The sequence below is a fragment of the Salinicola sp. V024 genome, from assembly GCF_052645315.1.
Window position 1 is genome coordinate 254053 of the sequence record NZ_JBQXYB010000001.1, and the last position, 14566, is coordinate 268618.

The window sequence follows — 14566 nt, forward strand, 5'->3', positions numbered from 1 at the left end:
CAGGAGATCGCCATGAGCGTGATGCCGAAAAGTCCGGTCGTGAGGCGGCCCAGACAAGCCGCCATGAGCGAGTTCGAGAGCCGGCTGCGTCGTGAGATCCAGGGCGAGGTGGCGTTCGACGCCGGATCGCGGGGACGCTATGCCACCGACGCCTCGATCTATCAGATCATGCCGCTGGGCGTGGTGGTGCCGAGAGACCAGCAGGACCTGACCCTCGCTCTGGATATCGCCCGGGACTTCGGCGCGCCGGTGCTGCCGCGAGGCGGTGGCACCAGTCAGTGCGGACAGACGGTCAACGAAGCGCTGGTGATCGACACCAGTCGCTGGTTGACCGGCATCGGCGAGCTCGACGTCGAGGCGCGCACCGTCACGGTCGAGCCCGGCGTGGTGCTCGACCATCTCAACGCCTGGCTCAAGCCCCACGGACTGTGGTTCCCGGTGGATGTTTCCACCTCGGCGCAGTGCACGCTCGGCGGGATGGCCGGCAACAACTCCTGCGGTTCGCGCTCGATCCGCTACGGCAACATGGTTCACAACGTGCTGGGCCTCGAGGCGACGCTGGCGGATGGCCGCGAGGCGGTTTTCGGCCGCTTCGACGAGATCGCGCCCGGCTCGGCGCTGGCAGGGCTTGCCGGTTCGGTGTCGGCCATTATCCAGCGCGAGGCTGCGGCGATCCGTGAGCACTATGCCCAGGTGCTTCGGCGGGTCGGCGGCTACAACCTGGACCTGTTCGATTGCCGCAACCCGATTCCCTACGACGCTGAAAATCGAGCCAATTTCGCCCATCTGCTGATCGGCTCGGAAGGCACGCTGGCGTTCACCCGCCGGCTGACGCTCAAGCTGTCGCCGCTGCCGGTGCACAAGGTGCTCGGCGTGGTCAATTTCCCGACCTTCTACCAGGCGATGGACATGACCCAGCACATCGTCGAGCTGGGCCCCGCCGCGGTGGAACTGGTCGATCGCACCATGATCGAGCTGGCGCTGGAGAATCCGGCCTTCCGACCGACGGTGGAGAAGTCGTTGATCGGTCGTCCTGATGCGCTGTTGCTGGTGGAGTTCGCCGGTGAGGATCAGGAATCGCAGCGCCGTCAGTTGAAAGCGCTCGAGACGCTGATGGGCGATCTGGGGCTGCCGGGTAGCGTGGTCGGGCTGGAATCGGGGAGCGAGCAGTCGGCGCTGTGGAACGTGCGCAAGGCCGGGCTCAACATCATGATGAGCATGAAGGGCGACGGCAAGCCGGTGTCGTTCATCGAGGACTGCGCCGTGCCGCTCGAGCATCTGGCCGAATACACCGAGCAGTTGACCGAGGTCTTTCATCGCCACGGCACCGAGGGTACCTGGTACGCCCACGCCAGTGTCGGCACGCTGCACGTACGCCCGATTCTCGACATGCGCCGCGGCGGTGCCGCCAAGATGCGCGCCATCGCCGAGGAGGCGTCTGCCCTGGTCCGCCGCTACAAAGGCGCCTACTCGGGAGAGCACGGCGACGGCATCTGCCGTGGCGAATGGGTCGCTTGGCAGTTCGGTGCCGAACTCAACGCCGCCTTCGGCGAGATCAAGCGGCTGTTCGACCCGGATAATCGCTTCAACCCCAACAAGATCGTCGACACGCCGAAGATGGACGACGCGCGGCTGTTCCGCTTTCCCGCCGACCACCAGATCATTCCGATAGCGACCGAGCTCGACTGGTCGGCCTGGAATGTGACCCGCGATCCGCTGAGTGGCGATCTGGGCCAACCCGGTAGCGGCGGCGACCCCGCCCACGGCCTCGCCAAGGCCGTGGAGATGTGCAACAACAACGGCCACTGTCGCAAGTTCGACGCGGGTACCATGTGCCCAAGCTATCGGATCAGCCGCGACGAGCGACACCTGACGCGGGGGCGCGCCAATACGCTGCGGCTGGTGCTGGCGGGCAAGATCGGCGATCGGGGGCTGGCCAGCGACGAGGTGAGTGACGCGCTGGATCTGTGCGTCTCCTGCAAGGGCTGCAAGCGCGACTGTCCGACCGGCGTCGACATGGCCAAGTTCAAGATCGAAGCGCGTGCTGCGCGGGTGAAGGAGCACGGTTTGAGCTGGCGCGACAAGCTGGTATCCGAACTGCCGCGCTACGCGCCCTGGATGCGTCATATGGGCAAGTTGGCCGCACGTCTCGAACGCGTTTCCTGGCTGGGCGGGCGTGGCAAGCGCTGGCTGGGTTTCGCCGAGATGCGTTCGCTTCCGGTTTTCAGTGGAGATTATCTGAGGACGGCTAGCGCTGAGCCGCATCCCCCGGCAGCAAACCCAACGGGTGAGGTGCTGCTGTTCGTCGATACCTTCAACAACTACTTCGAGGCGGACAACGCGCGGGCCGCACGGCGCGTGCTGGAAACGGCCGGCTACCAAGTACATTTCAATGTTCGCGACGGCCAGAGGCCGCTCTGTTGCGGGCGCACCTATCTAGCCGCGGGGCGCGTCGATCGGGCCAAGGAAGAAGCACGCCGCACCCTCGAGACCCTGATGCCCTACGTCGAACGCGGCGTCAAAATCGTCGGGCTCGAACCCTCGTGTCTGCTCACGCTGCGCGACGAGTTTTTGCACTTTGGTTTTGGTAAGGAGGGTTTTGGTAAGGAGAGTTTCGGTGAAGACGCCACTCGGCTGGCGGGGGCCTCCATGCTGTTCGAGGAGTTCCTGGTGGCGGAAAAACAGGCCGGGCGACTGAACCTGGCACTCAAGCCGCTGACGGTTTCTCGAGCCAAGGTTCACGGCCACTGTCATCAGAAGGCGTTCGATGCCTTCACCCCGGTGATGACCGTACTGAACTGGATCCCCGAGCTCGACGTTGAGGCGATCGTTTCGTCCTGCTGCGGGATGGCCGGGAGTTTCGGTTACGAGGCGGAGCATGTCGAGGCATCTCGCCAGATGGCGGAGCTTTCGCTATTGCCGGCGGTGCGCGAGGCCGGGGAAGACGCCTGGATCGTGGCCGACGGCACCAGCTGCCGTCATCAGATTCTCGACGGGGCCGGGCGGGAAGCCTTGCACGTGGCGAAGGTGCTGGAGGCCGCGCTCGTCTCGTAGGTCCTGAGCTTTCAGCTCCCGGGCGCTATGCTGGCTCGTTGCCGGTAAACAGATGGAGTTAGCTCCTTTCGAGGCCTGACGAGAAATCTCGTCAGGCCTTTTTTGCTGGTGGCAACCCGCTGTCCGGGAATGGAATTTCGCCGAGGTGATGACTAACCTTGGAATATTAAACACCCAACCGTGCGTCGTCGCGACGGCTGGCCATTGGTGTCATCACGTCGCTATCGCTCGCCATCATGCTTGCCACAACAACTACAGCTCAAAGCGAACGAACTCATGGAAGACCTACAATTCTGGGATTGTGCCGTCATCGCGGCCTATTTCGTGATCGTCACCTTCATCGGTTACAAGACCGCGCGAGGCAAGACGACGCCGGAAGAGCTGTTCCTGGCGGGAAGGAGTCTGGGCCCGATGTCGATCGGCTTCTCGCTGTTCGCCTCCAATATCTCCTCGGATACGCTGATCGGTCTGCCGGGCGCCGCCTACCAGCACGGAATCTCCGCCGCCAACTACGAATGGATGGCGGGCGTGGTGCTGATGTTCACGGCGATCTTCGTGCTGCCGGTGCTGATGCGAGCCCGGGTCACCACGATGCCGGAACTGATGGAGCGACGCTTCGATTCCCGCCTGCGCAAGTATCTTTCCGTCATCACGCTGTTCCTGTCGATCATCCTCGATACCGCCGGCACGCTCTATGCCGGCGGCCTGATCGTGACCACGTTCATCCCCGGCACCAATCTATGGGAAGTCTGTGCGCTGCTGGCGCTGTTCACCAGCATCTATACCGCCTTCGGTGGGCTGCGCGCGGTGGTCTATACGGACGTGATGCAGGCGTGCGTACTGATCGGCGGTTCGGCGGCGATGACCTGGATCATTTTCGGTCATTTCGATCACAGCTGGGCCAACGTCAAGGAGGCGGTCAGCCCGGAAAGGCTATCGCTGATTCGACCGCTGGACGACCCCAGCGTGCCGTGGCTGGGGTTGATCACCGGGGTGCCGATCGTCGGCTTCTACTACTGGTCGATGAATCAGTACGTGGTCCAGCGTCTGCTCGGCGCGCGCAACATCCAGGCCGCGGGGCGGGCCTCGGTATTCGCCGCCGCGCTGAAGCTATTGCCGATCTTCATCATGACGATCCCCGGCGCCATGGTGATACCGCTGTTGCCGGGGCTGGATCATCCCGATCAGGTCTATCCAAAGATGGTGCAGGAGTTCACGCCCACCGGGCTCACGGGCCTGATTCTGGCGGGCCTGATCGCGGCGCTGATGTCGACGCTCTCCTCGACGCTCAACTCTTCGGCGACGCTGCTGACTCTGGATTTCATCAAGCCGGCCAAGCCGAATCTGACCGATGCCCAGCTGGCCAAATGGGGACGGATCTGCACGTTTATCCTGGCGGCGATCGCGGCATCCTGGGGGCCGATGATCCAGTACTTTTCCGGCCTCTGGGCCTATCTCCAGCAGGTGTTCGCGTTCGTCGCCTCGCCATTGGTGGCGACCTTCCTGATGGGGCTATGGGTCAAGTCGCTGGGCTCGTCGGCGGCGCTGCGTGGTCTGGCCAGTGGTCATATTCTCAGCGCGATACTGTTCGTGCTGGTGGAGACCGGCGTGCTGCCGATTCACTTCACCATCATCGGCGGCATCCTATTCGCGGCGACCGCGCTATTCACCTGGCTCTGGATGGTCCGGCTTGGCAGCAGCGATCGGCCGGATAGCAAGGATGCGAAGGTCGCCGTCATGGCCAAAGAGGGATTGGAGCGGGTGCCGCGCGATGTCATGATCGGCATCGCCATCGTCTCGCTGCTCACCGCGATCATCGTCTATCTGCTGCGATGAGCAAGCCGCTCTTATCTCAAGGCTGTTTTTCACAAGGACCTGTCATGGATACCCTTCGTCTCGCGATCGTGGGTTACGGCAAGATTGCCAACGCTCAGCATCATCCGGCCATCGACAACGACGCCGGCTGCCGGTTGGTAGCGGTCGCGAGTCCCAATGCCTCCGTTCCCGAGGTCGCGAACTTCGAGAGCCTCGAAGCGCTGCTCGATCAGGGCCCCGAGATCGATGCGGTCTCGCTGTGCACCCCCGCCGGCGTGCGCTCGTCGCAGGCGCGACTGGCCATGGCCCATGGCAAGCACGTGATGCTCGAGAAACCGCCCGGCGCGACGCTGGCGGAGATCGAAACCCTGCGCGAAGACGCCGAGCGCCACGGCGTCACGCTGTTCGCATCCTGGCACTCCCGGCATGCCCACTGTGTCGATTCGGCACGACAGTGGCTGGCGGAACGCGAGATCCGGCGTGTCGACATCGAGTGGAAGGAAGACGTCCGCGTCTGGCATCCGGGGCAGGCCTGGATCTGGCAGCCGGGCGGCATGGGCGTGTTCGATCCGGGTATCAACGCGCTATCGATCGTGACCGAGATCCTGCCGCGTCCGTTCCACCTGACCGATGCCCAGCTGCAGGTGCCCGGCAACTGCCAGACGCCGATCGCCGCCTCGCTGGATTTCGTCGACGGCGAAAACGTGCCGATCCATGCCGAGTTCGATTTTCGTCAGCAGGGCACGCCGCCGATCTGGAACATTCACGTCGAGACCGACGAAGGGCGCTTGACCCTGGAAGCGGGCGGCAGCCGGTTGCTGATCGATGGCGAGTTGCGCGAAGAAGGCCCTGATGCCGAGTACGCCGGCCTCTACCAGCGCTTTGCCACCCTGATCGCCGAGGGCCGTTCCGATGTCGATGTCAGCCCGTTCCGCCATGTCGCCGACGCGCTGATGCTGGGCTATCGCCACACCGTCGAGGACTTCGTCGAGTAGATGCCAGCTACGAGACACGAGCTGAGAGCTACGAGCCGAAACTCCGAACCAAAACGCTAGCGTTATCGCGCTGGCATTTTGCGTATTGAGGTCGGCATTCTGCTTTTCGAAGCTCGAAGCTCGAAGCTCGAAGCTCGAAGCCCGCCGCTCGCAGCTTCAGCCGGTCATTGCCTGGGGCAGATACAGCACGATCTCCGGGAACGCCCGCATCACCACGATCGCGAATAGCATCAGCAGGAAGAACGGCAGCGTGGCCTTGGCAATGGTGAAGATATTCTTGCCGGTGAGCCCCTGGATCACGAACAGGTTGAAGCCCACCGGGGGCGTGATCTGCGAGATCTCCACCACGATCACCAGGTAGATGCCGAACCAGATCGGGTCGATGCCGGCGGCGTTGATCAGCGGCATGATGATCGAGGTCACCAGCAGAATCAGCGAGATCCCGTCGAGGAAGCAGCCCAGCACCAGCAGGAACAGCGTCAGCATCACCAGCAGCACGTTGGGCGAGAGCCCCATGGCGGCGATGGCGCTGGCCAGTTGCGTCGGCAACTGGGTGAAGCTCATGGCGGACGACAGGAACGAGGCGCCGGCGATGATGAAGGCGATCATGCACGAAGTGCGCAGCCCGGCGAACATCGACTCCAGGAAGATCGACTTGTCGAAATGGCCGTTGAAACGCGCGATCACCATCGACAGCACCACGCCCACCGCGGCCGCCTCGGTGGGGGAGGCAACGCCGCCGTAGATACTGCCGAGAATGCCACCGATCAGCACCAGCAGCGGAATCAGGCGCCAGCTGTTTCTGACCTTGGCGAGAAACGGCATCGAGGCTTCGGGGTGCCCTGCGCCACCGTTCTTACCGGCGGTCAGCGACCAGATCACCAGATAGATCATGAACAGCGCCAGCAGCAGTAGACCGGGGCCGATACCCGCCATGAACAGGCGTGAGATCGACTGCTCGGTGACCACGCCATAGACGATCATCATGATCGATGGCGGGATCAGCAGGCCCAGCGTGGAGGCGCTGGCCAGCGTGCCGATGGCTAGTGTCTCGCTGTAGCCTCGACGCTCGAGTTCGGGCAGCGTCATTTTGCCGACGGTGGCACAGGTTGCGGCAGAGGAGCCGCAGACGGCTGCGAACAGTCCACTTCCGATGATGTTGGAGTGCAGCAGCCGACCGGGCAGACGGTTGAGCCAGGGCGACAGCGCGCGGAACATGTTGTCGGCAAGCCCGGAGCGGAACAGGATTTCGCCCATCCACACGAACATCGGTAGAGCGGTCAGATCCCAGCCATAGCTGGCGCCCCAGAAGTCGGAGGCGAGAATGGGGCCGACCTCGAAGCTCGTAAAAAAGGTCAGCGCGATCCAGCCGGTGCCGAGCAGGGCGAAGGCGATCCACACGCCGCCGCCGAGCAGGACCGCCAGAGTAAAAAGCGTTGCAAGACTGAGCGTGAGCACGAGTCGAATCCTCGGTTCAGGGAAGCACCGTATAAATGTCTGCGCGGGCGAAGTGCTGCGTTACGCGGTGCTGGAAGACTCGCCTAACCCTAAGTTATGTCTCGTCTTCTGCGCTCCGTGCGCCTTGCTCTTCATCCCGCTCGCCGATTTATTCAGCGCTTCCTCGCTGTTTGGTTGTTGGAGCGAAACGTTACTCGCCGCCGAAGCTGTCGTTGTCGCCGGGAGCCACGTAGCGCGACGGCGCCGTCACGGCCTGTCTCAGCGTGCTCGCCAGCGCTTCCAGAATGGCCAGACACAGCAGCGCGAGGCTGACGACCAGGACGGTCTGGGGGATCCATAGCGGAATCGCCATCAGTCCCGAGGAGACGTCACCGTAGTCGAGGCTTTCGCGAATCAGCCCGATCACCTGCCAGCTGAGCAGGGCGCTGAGTGCCAAGGCGATCGCCAGGCACGCCACTTCGCACCAGGCTCTGACCGCCGCCGGCAGTCGGGCGATGACCAGCGTGACGCGAATATGGGCGTAGTGGGTGAAGGTGTAGGCGAGGCTTAGGAAGGTGGCGCCGACCAGCAGGTAGGAAGCGATCTCCGAGACGCCGCTGATCTCGTAACCGAGACGGCCGGCCCCGGCCAGCACCAGTACCGCATCGAGGCAGCGCAGCAGCACCTGGAAAGTGACCATGGCACAGATGGCGAGCATGCAGGCGGCGGCGCCCCAGGCGCCCAGCCGGTAGAGCGGATCGAGTTTGAAGGTCATGAAGACTCACCGGGTGTGAGTGAAGGAAGCCCGAAAGCCGAATAACCCGCGCAGGGCGGGCTATTCGAACGGTGTCACTGGCTCTGCTGGGACTGCAGCTTGCGGTAGCGGTCGACCAGCTGCTTGGCCTGATCGCCGGCACGTGACTGCCAGTCCTCGAACAGCTTCTGGCCGGCGGCTTTCAGCTGCTGCTGGAGGGCATCACTGGGCTCGCTCACGGTTACCCCTTGGGATTCGAGGGCCTTGGCGCTCTCCGCGGCGTCTTCCTTGCTCAGTTGCCAGCCACGCTGTTCGGCCTTGGCGGCGGCATCGAGAACCGCCTTCTGGGTGGTCTCGTCGAGGCGGTCAAAAGCGCGCTTGTTGACGAAGACGATGTTCTTCGGCAACCACAGGTTGGCATCGCTGTAGTTCGACACGTAATCCCACGCCGACATCGACTTGCCGGTGGAAACCGAGGTGATCATGGCGTCGACGCGGCCGGTACTGAACGCGGTGGGGATATCCGCTTCTTCGGTCTGGGTCGGGATGCCGCCCAGGTTCTCGACGAAGCGCTGGGTATTGATGTTCGGCGCGCGAACGCGCAGGCCCTCGAACTGGGAAGCATCGGTCAGCTCGAAGTCGGTGTAGATGCCCTGCGCCGGCCACGGCACGGCGTACAGCGGCATCAGCCCTTCCTTGGCGAAGAGTTCGGTGATGATCGGCTTGGAGGCCTGCCACAGGTCGTAGGCATCGGCGTAGCTGCCCGCCAGACCGGGCAGGGTATCGACTTCGTAGATCGGCGATTCGTTGGAGAGCGTGGAGAGAAAGATCTCCCCGGCCTGAACGGTGCCGCGACGCACGGATGGCTTGATCTCGGCGTGGCTGATCAGCGAGCCGCCGCTGTGCACGGTGATGGTCAGCTCGCCATCGGTCGCTTCGCCGACATCCTTGGCGAACTGCTTGGTGTTCTGGGTGTGGAAGCTGGCATCGCCGTAGGGAGAGGCGAGATTCCACTGGTCGGCGAGTGCCGGGGTGGCGGCGGTGAGCGAACCCGCCATGGCGATCGTCAACAGGGAAAGATGGGAAGTGCGCATCGTGGGATTCCGTTTGTTATTGAGAAGGTCATGCACGCTGCTGGTTATCCCTGCATTCTTCAAGTAGGCCGGCGATGCGGTCAAATCGTTAATTCTTATCCGAACTATCGGGCCAGACTTTCACCTCCCGCTGGGGCTCGTCATCGGCATGATCTTTGGCATAGCGAGCGGCACAGTCCTGGGCGAGCTGAGTAACGCCCCGACAGAAGTTCGGATAGCTGCTGGTTCGCCAGATCGCGTCGTAGTACATCGCCGGCAGCGGGGTGGGCAGTGCCAGCCGCAACAGCTCGCCGCGCTGGCACGCATCCGACACCGTGGAGACGGGCAGCGAGCCGACACCCACGCCGTCGATGGTCATGCGGGCAATGGTCATCAACGTCGTGGCGCAGTGGATCTTGGGGTCGTCGATACCCAGCTCGGCGAGGTAGGTCACGAGTTCGCCATAGGGGCGAGCCAGCTTGCTGAACGAGACGAACGGAAGGCGGGATAGCGCGGCCGTGCCGCCGTGGTGTAACCGCTCGGCATGTTGCGGCGCCACGAACAGACCCATCTCGTAGGTCGCCAGCGGCAGCTGCGTCACCGACAGCCCCGGCGCAACGCCATCCATGGCGAAGATCATGTCGAGATCGTTGTCCGCCAAGCGCTGTTGAAGCGCCGGCGAGATGTCCACGGTGAGCTCGATGGTCAACTGCGGATGCCGCTCGGCCAGCTGGGTCAGGAAGGTACTGAACCAGCTGTGAGCGATGGTCTCGATCACGCCGAGGCGTAGCGTGCCGGAGAAATCCTCCTGGTTCTGAAATAGCTGCAACGCTTCCTCGCGACTGTCCAGCAGGCGTTCGGCGTGGGCGTAGAACTCGCGACCGCGCAGCGTGGGTTGCACCGGCCGTGCGCTGCGGTCGAGCAGCGACTCCCCGACCACGGCTTCCAGCCGAGTGATGCGATCCGAGATCGAAGGCTGGGTCAGATGCAGCCGCGCTGCCACCTTGCGAAACGAACCCAGCCTGACGATCCAGACGAACGCTTCGAGCTCCTTGAAATCGAACATCTCGGGTTCTCGCTATGCAGTCGACAGGGGATAGGCGATTCTTCGGCGCGGCGACGTGGACGTCAACTCTTCAGAGAGTGCCAGCTGGCGTCAAAGTCCGCAGAATGAAAGATTGCGCCGATACTGCGCATCGTGAAAAACGATTGGACCCTGTCGCTGGCGGTTTCTTACAGTGCCTTCAGGCTTTACTGCGGCACTGCTTTCTACGACAGCGATACGAGCTGCGACAACGATACGAGCTACGACAACGATACGAGCAACAACAACGATACGAGGTAATGCGAATGCGCGTGCCCCTGCTCAACTGCGACATGGGTGAGAGTTTCGGCAACTGGGCGCTGGGTCTCGACGATCAGGCGATGCCTTTCGTCGACTGCGCCAATATCGCCTGCGGCTTTCACGCCTCCGATCCCGATGTGATGCGCAAGACCGTGGCGATGGCGGTTGCCAACGGGGTGCGTATCGGTGCGCATCCCGGCTACCCCGATCTGATGGGGTTCGGCCGTCGCTCGATGGCCTGCTCGGCGCAGGAAGTCGAAAACCTGATGCTCTATCAGATCGGTGCGCTGGAAGCGTTCTGCCGCGCCGAAGGCACCCGGATCAGCTACGTCAAACCGCACGGGGCGCTCTACAACGATATGGCCAGCGACTTCGACCTGCTGCGGGCGGCAATGCAGGCGGTGGTCAAATACGATCGCGACTTGCCGCTGCTGGTGATGGCGACCGCCAATCCCGAGCCGGTACGCGAGCTCGCCGCGGCCATGGGCGTGACGCTGTGGTTCGAGACCTTCGCCGACCGCGCCTACGATGCCCAAGGCCACCTGATGTCGCGGCGTCTGCCGGGGGCGGTGCATCACGATCGCGGTGCCATCGTCGATCAGGCCGTGGCGCTGGCCAAGGGCGAGCCGTTGACCGCGAGTGACGGCAGCAAGCTGCATCTACCGGCGGATACGCTCTGCGTTCATGGAGACAACGCCGAGTCGGTAGCGGCGGTCAAGGCCATTCGCGAAGCCTTTCAGCAGTTGAGCGACGCATGAGCCAGTCGCTATCTCCCCGACTCGAAACGGTGGGCATGGACGCGCTGATGGTGAGACTGTTCGACGCCATCGACGAGGCGCACATGCCGTGGATACTGGCGGCCGATAGCGTGCTGCGTGAGCGCCTCGGCGAGGCCCTGATCGACCTGGTGCCTTCCTACACCACGCTGCTGGTGCATTACGACGTCGCCCGGCTCTCCCAGATCGAGGCCAGGAAGCTGATTCAGGACGCCTTGCAAGGCTTGAAGCCGGCGTCGAACGAGGCCGGGCGGGAGCACCGTATTCCGGTGTGGTACGACGACAGTGTCGGTCCGGAGCTCTCCCGCATTGCCGAGCGCCTGGGTGTCGATACGGATGACGTCGTGCGTCGGCATACGGGGCGCGACTACTGTGCCTTCGCGCTCGGTTTCGCCCCCGGCTATGCCTTCATGGGTCTGGTCGAGGAAGCGCTGGCGACGCCGCGATTGAAAACGCCGCGTCAGCGAGTTCCCGCCGGCAGCGTCGGCATTGCCGAGCGTCAGACCGCCATCTATCCGATGCGCTCGCCGGGCGGCTGGAACATCCTCGGTCGTACCGCCATCAAGCTGTTTGATCGCGAGCGCGACGAGATCAGCCTGTTCCGCCCCGGCGATCGCGTGCGTTTCGAGCCGATCAGTCGCGAAGCCTTTATCGAACAGGGCGGCGATACCACGCCGCTGGAGGAACGCTGATGGCGACGCGTACGAGTACGCAAAACGCGATGCAAACCAGACCGGCGTCACTGGTCGTCGAGCGCACGGGGCCGCTGGCCCTGGTCGAGGACGCGGGTCGCTTCGGCTGCCGCCATCTGGGAGTGACGCAGGGCGGAGCGCTGGACTGGATCTCGTTGGGCTGGGCCAACTGGCTGCTGGGCAATGCGCCCGATGCTGCCGGCATCGAGATCGCCATCGGCGGCCTGGCGCTGAAAGCGGAGCAGACGATTCGGCTGGCCATCGCGGGTGCCGATCTGGGCGCCACGCGGGACGGCGAGCCGCTGGATGCCAACGTCAGCTTCACGCTCGAACAGGGCCAGGTGCTCGCTTTCGATCAGCCGAGGGCGGGCCTGCGTGCTTATCTGGCGCTGCCGGGCGGGATCGACGCCGAGCCTTTCATGGGTAGCCTGTCGACGGTGGCCCGCGAGCAGCTGGGCGGGCTGGATGGCCGGGGCGGGGGGTTCCAGATCGGTGATCGACTATCGGCCGCCGGCCATGCCGCAGAGATTCGTGACATGCCTTCGGTGCCGCCCATGCCGCGGGACGAGGCCGTGCTGGAGCTGGTAACCGGCGCGCAGATCGCGCATTTCGAGGGTGCCAGTCTGTTCGCCGCCTTCAACCAGGCCTGGCAGGTGGATAGCCGCGCCGACCGCATGGGCGTTCGGCTGACCGGCCCGGAACTGCGATGCCAGCTGGGGGGAATGATATCCGAAGGCATCCCGCTCGGTGCCGTTCAGGTGCCGCCGGACGGGCAGCCGATCATCCTGCTGAACGATCGCCAGACCATCGGCGGCTACCCGCGGCTGGGGGCGCTGTCGCCGATCGCCTGCGCGCAACTGGGGCAGTGCGCCCCCGGCACCACGATCAGGCTCTCGCCGGTAACGCCCCATCAGGCACGAACGCGCTATCTGCGCCAGCTCGCGCTGTGGCGTTAGCCGCGAATCAGCGCAAGCCGGTTCGGCCTGGCGCCGGAGGACGCTCGCCCTGGCGAGCGTTGGGCGGTTCGCCGCTCCCGGCGATCAGTCATCGCCAGCCTGACGCATCGGCATCCGGTCGATGGTGGCGTAGATCGACTGCAGATCGACATCGCCTCGTTGCTGAACCTTCTTGCCGCCGTCCTTGCCCACCAGAATCGTCGTCACGCCCTGATCGGGACTGACGCCCAGCGCCTCGAGCAGCGCCCGGGTCTCGTAGGGCGTCATCGGCTGGCCGTGGCGATTGCCGCTGTCGCCTTCGACCGTGTAGAGCAGCATGTCACGGTCGGCGAACTGATCCTGCGTCGCCTCGAGCTGCTGGCGCAGATGCCGATAAGCCGGTTGCTCGGCATCCGGCGTCACCACGATCAGCGGGCGGAAGTTCCACTTGTCGGTGATCAGCGGATTGGCGGCATCCTTGCCGCCGGCTGACTGGGCCTCGGCCGCTGTCGCAAACACGGCGCTCGCCGTGAAGAAGGCTCCCGCCACTAGTGCACCGGTCATCAACCAACGTTTCATGAGCGTCTCCAGAGTGTCGTTTACGCGTACTGTAGACCCTGTGATCCATGAAGGGGAGAAGGATTCATGGCGGGCCGGCGGGTCTGAAGGCGCCAATGTCAAAAGGAAATAAAATATCCTCATTGAAAATTAATTTGCCGTCAGTGAAGCATAGGCATAATCTCAATCATCCGAAGCAGAGGGATAGGTCATGGCCGATCACGAAGGTTTCGACACTCCCCCGACGTCAGTTGCCGCCTTGCAGGCGATGGCAATCGCCGCAAGGCGGGGAGAGGCACAGGCACCCAGGCTGACCCCCGGTGGGCTCAAGCTACTGGAGCAATTGCTGGCCGCACCGGAGCTGGCGGCGACGCTCAGCATCTCGGCGCTGGCGGATGAGCATGGCGTCAATGCTTCCAGCCTGACACGCCTGGCGCACGCCCTGGGGCTGGCCGGGTTCAAGACATTTCAGGCGCTGTTTCGTGCCGATGCGACCAGTGGGGCGTTCTACTCGACCCGCGCCGAACGCCTGCTCGACCTGGGCCAGATTCCCAAGGATGGCCAGCATCCGATCCAGCGGCAGGCGCTTTGGCAGGAGGAGATGGGCAACCTCTCGCGAACTGCCGAAGGGCTCGACGAGGCAATGCTCGCGGGTGCCGCCCGCGCCCTGATCGAGGCACGCCGAGTTCACGTGGTCGGCCAGCGTGCCTGCTTCGCGGGGGCGCACTATCTCTCCTATTACTTGAGCTATCTGCGCAGCGACGTGCGGTTGATCGATTCGGTGGGTGGTATCAATCTCGAGGCCGCGCGCGAGCTGGGGCCGGGTGATCTGGTGGTGGGCGTCAGCTATCGGCCGGAAACCCGAATCAGTGTCGATTATTGCCAGCAGGCACTCGAACAGGGCGCGCAGCTGCTCGCATTGACCAATCATCCCGCCGCTCGTCTCGCCACCATGACCGAGATGACGCTGCTGGCGTCCGCCGAAGGCCCGTTCTTCTTCAATCCCATGAGCAGCCTGTTCGTGGTGATCGAAATGCTGTTGTCCCACATGGCCCACGACATGGGCGGCGACGCCGTCTCGTCGATCCGTCGCCGTGAAGCCTTGATCGCTCGCTGGCAGATCGAATGACCG

General features: G+C 63.8%; 12 protein-coding genes. 7 read left to right on the forward strand and 5 right to left on the reverse strand.

Translation table 11 applies throughout. From position 1 onward, the window contains the following. Positions 1 to 12 precede the first annotated feature (12 nt). The 3 genes from ACUN9V_RS01135 to ACUN9V_RS01145 all read left to right on the forward strand — a co-directional run bounded on the left by ACUN9V_RS01135 (position 13) and on the right by ACUN9V_RS01145 (position 5864). Positions 13 to 3054, forward strand: a complete 3042-nt coding sequence (locus ACUN9V_RS01135; RefSeq protein WP_445510028.1) for an FAD-binding and (Fe-S)-binding domain-containing protein — start codon at positions 13 to 15, stop codon at positions 3052 to 3054. A gap of 276 nt (positions 3055 to 3330) precedes the next feature. Further along, entirely contained in the window at positions 3331 to 4890 is a 1560-nt protein-coding gene (locus ACUN9V_RS01140) for a sodium:solute symporter family transporter (RefSeq protein ID WP_445510029.1), read from the forward strand. Between the two features lie 44 nt (positions 4891 to 4934). Continuing rightward, entirely contained in the window at positions 4935 to 5864 is a 930-nt protein-coding gene (locus ACUN9V_RS01145; protein ID WP_445510030.1) for a Gfo/Idh/MocA family protein, read from the forward strand. Positions 5865 to 6020: 156 nt separating this feature from the next. Here the strand turns inward: ACUN9V_RS01145 and ACUN9V_RS01150 are convergent, their stop codons facing one another. The 4 genes from ACUN9V_RS01150 to ACUN9V_RS01165 all read right to left on the reverse strand — a co-directional run bounded on the left by ACUN9V_RS01150 (position 6021) and on the right by ACUN9V_RS01165 (position 10194). Then, positions 6021 to 7322, reverse strand: coding sequence for a TRAP transporter large permease (locus ACUN9V_RS01150; RefSeq protein WP_445510031.1), 1302 nt, complete (start codon positions 7320 to 7322; stop codon positions 6021 to 6023). A gap of 190 nt (positions 7323 to 7512) precedes the next feature. Further along, a complete protein-coding gene (locus ACUN9V_RS01155) occupies positions 7513 to 8076 on the reverse strand; it encodes a TRAP transporter small permease (RefSeq protein WP_445510032.1) in 564 nt (187 codons plus the stop codon). 74 nt (positions 8077 to 8150) lie between these two features. Further along, complete coding sequence (locus ACUN9V_RS01160) at positions 8151 to 9149, reverse strand: TRAP transporter substrate-binding protein (protein WP_445510033.1); 999 nt, start codon at positions 9147 to 9149, stop codon at positions 8151 to 8153. A gap of 88 nt (positions 9150 to 9237) precedes the next feature. Continuing rightward, positions 9238 to 10194, reverse strand: coding sequence for a LysR family transcriptional regulator (locus ACUN9V_RS01165; RefSeq protein WP_445510034.1), 957 nt, complete (start codon positions 10192 to 10194; stop codon positions 9238 to 9240). A gap of 284 nt (positions 10195 to 10478) precedes the next feature. Between ACUN9V_RS01165 and ACUN9V_RS01170 the strand changes: the two genes are divergently transcribed. The 3 genes from ACUN9V_RS01170 to ACUN9V_RS01180 are packed head-to-tail and all read left to right on the forward strand — an operon-like array spanning position 10479 to position 12897. Then, on the forward strand, positions 10479 to 11231 hold the full coding sequence (locus ACUN9V_RS01170) for a 5-oxoprolinase subunit PxpA (RefSeq protein WP_445510035.1): 753 nt from the start codon (positions 10479 to 10481) through the stop codon (positions 11229 to 11231). Next, positions 11228 to 11941 (forward strand): 5-oxoprolinase subunit PxpB, encoded by a 714-nt coding sequence (pxpB, locus tag ACUN9V_RS01175; protein WP_445510036.1) that lies wholly within the window; start codon positions 11228 to 11230, stop codon positions 11939 to 11941. The genes ACUN9V_RS01170 and pxpB overlap by 4 nt, the downstream gene beginning before the upstream one ends. Beyond that, positions 11941 to 12897, forward strand: coding sequence for a 5-oxoprolinase subunit C family protein (locus ACUN9V_RS01180; RefSeq protein ID WP_445510037.1), 957 nt, complete (start codon positions 11941 to 11943; stop codon positions 12895 to 12897). Before pxpB ends, ACUN9V_RS01180 begins: the two co-directional genes overlap by 1 nt. A gap of 84 nt (positions 12898 to 12981) precedes the next feature. Here ACUN9V_RS01180 and ACUN9V_RS01185 read toward each other — a convergent pair whose 3' ends face one another. Beyond that, positions 12982 to 13455: a DUF4174 domain-containing protein gene (locus ACUN9V_RS01185; protein WP_245392224.1), complete on the reverse strand. Its 474-nt coding sequence runs from the start codon at positions 13453 to 13455 to the stop codon at positions 12982 to 12984. A 190-nt stretch (positions 13456 to 13645) separates the two neighbouring features. Here ACUN9V_RS01185 and ACUN9V_RS01190 point away from each other — a divergent pair, with 190 nt between their 5' ends. After that, complete coding sequence (locus tag ACUN9V_RS01190) at positions 13646 to 14563, forward strand: MurR/RpiR family transcriptional regulator (RefSeq protein WP_445510038.1); 918 nt, start codon at positions 13646 to 13648, stop codon at positions 14561 to 14563. The last annotated feature ends 3 nt before the right edge of the window (positions 14564 to 14566 follow it).

Excerpts from the sequence above, each read along its gene's own strand:
- ACUN9V_RS01135 (WP_445510028.1), top strand. The coding sequence starts at position 13 with ATGAGCGTGATGCCGAAAAGTCCGGTCGTGAGGCGGCCCAGACAAGCC.
- ACUN9V_RS01140 (WP_445510029.1), top strand. The coding sequence starts at position 3,331 with ATGGAAGACCTACAATTCTGGGATTGTGCCGTCATCGCGGCCTATTTC.
- ACUN9V_RS01145 (WP_445510030.1), top strand. The coding sequence starts at position 4,935 with ATGGATACCCTTCGTCTCGCGATCGTGGGTTACGGCAAGATTGCCAAC.
- ACUN9V_RS01155 (WP_445510032.1), bottom strand. The coding sequence starts at position 8,076 with ATGACCTTCAAACTCGATCCGCTCTACCGGCTGGGCGCCTGGGGCGCC.
- ACUN9V_RS01160 (WP_445510033.1), bottom strand. The coding sequence starts at position 9,149 with ATGCGCACTTCCCATCTTTCCCTGTTGACGATCGCCATGGCGGGTTCG.
- ACUN9V_RS01165 (WP_445510034.1), bottom strand. The coding sequence starts at position 10,194 with ATGTTCGATTTCAAGGAGCTCGAAGCGTTCGTCTGGATCGTCAGGCTG.
- ACUN9V_RS01170 (WP_445510035.1), top strand. The coding sequence starts at position 10,479 with ATGCGCGTGCCCCTGCTCAACTGCGACATGGGTGAGAGTTTCGGCAAC.
- pxpB (WP_445510036.1), top strand. The coding sequence starts at position 11,228 with ATGAGCCAGTCGCTATCTCCCCGACTCGAAACGGTGGGCATGGACGCG.
- ACUN9V_RS01180 (WP_445510037.1), top strand. The coding sequence starts at position 11,941 with ATGGCGACGCGTACGAGTACGCAAAACGCGATGCAAACCAGACCGGCG.
- ACUN9V_RS01185 (WP_245392224.1), bottom strand. The coding sequence starts at position 13,455 with ATGAAACGTTGGTTGATGACCGGTGCACTAGTGGCGGGAGCCTTCTTC.
- ACUN9V_RS01190 (WP_445510038.1), top strand. The coding sequence starts at position 13,646 with ATGGCCGATCACGAAGGTTTCGACACTCCCCCGACGTCAGTTGCCGCC.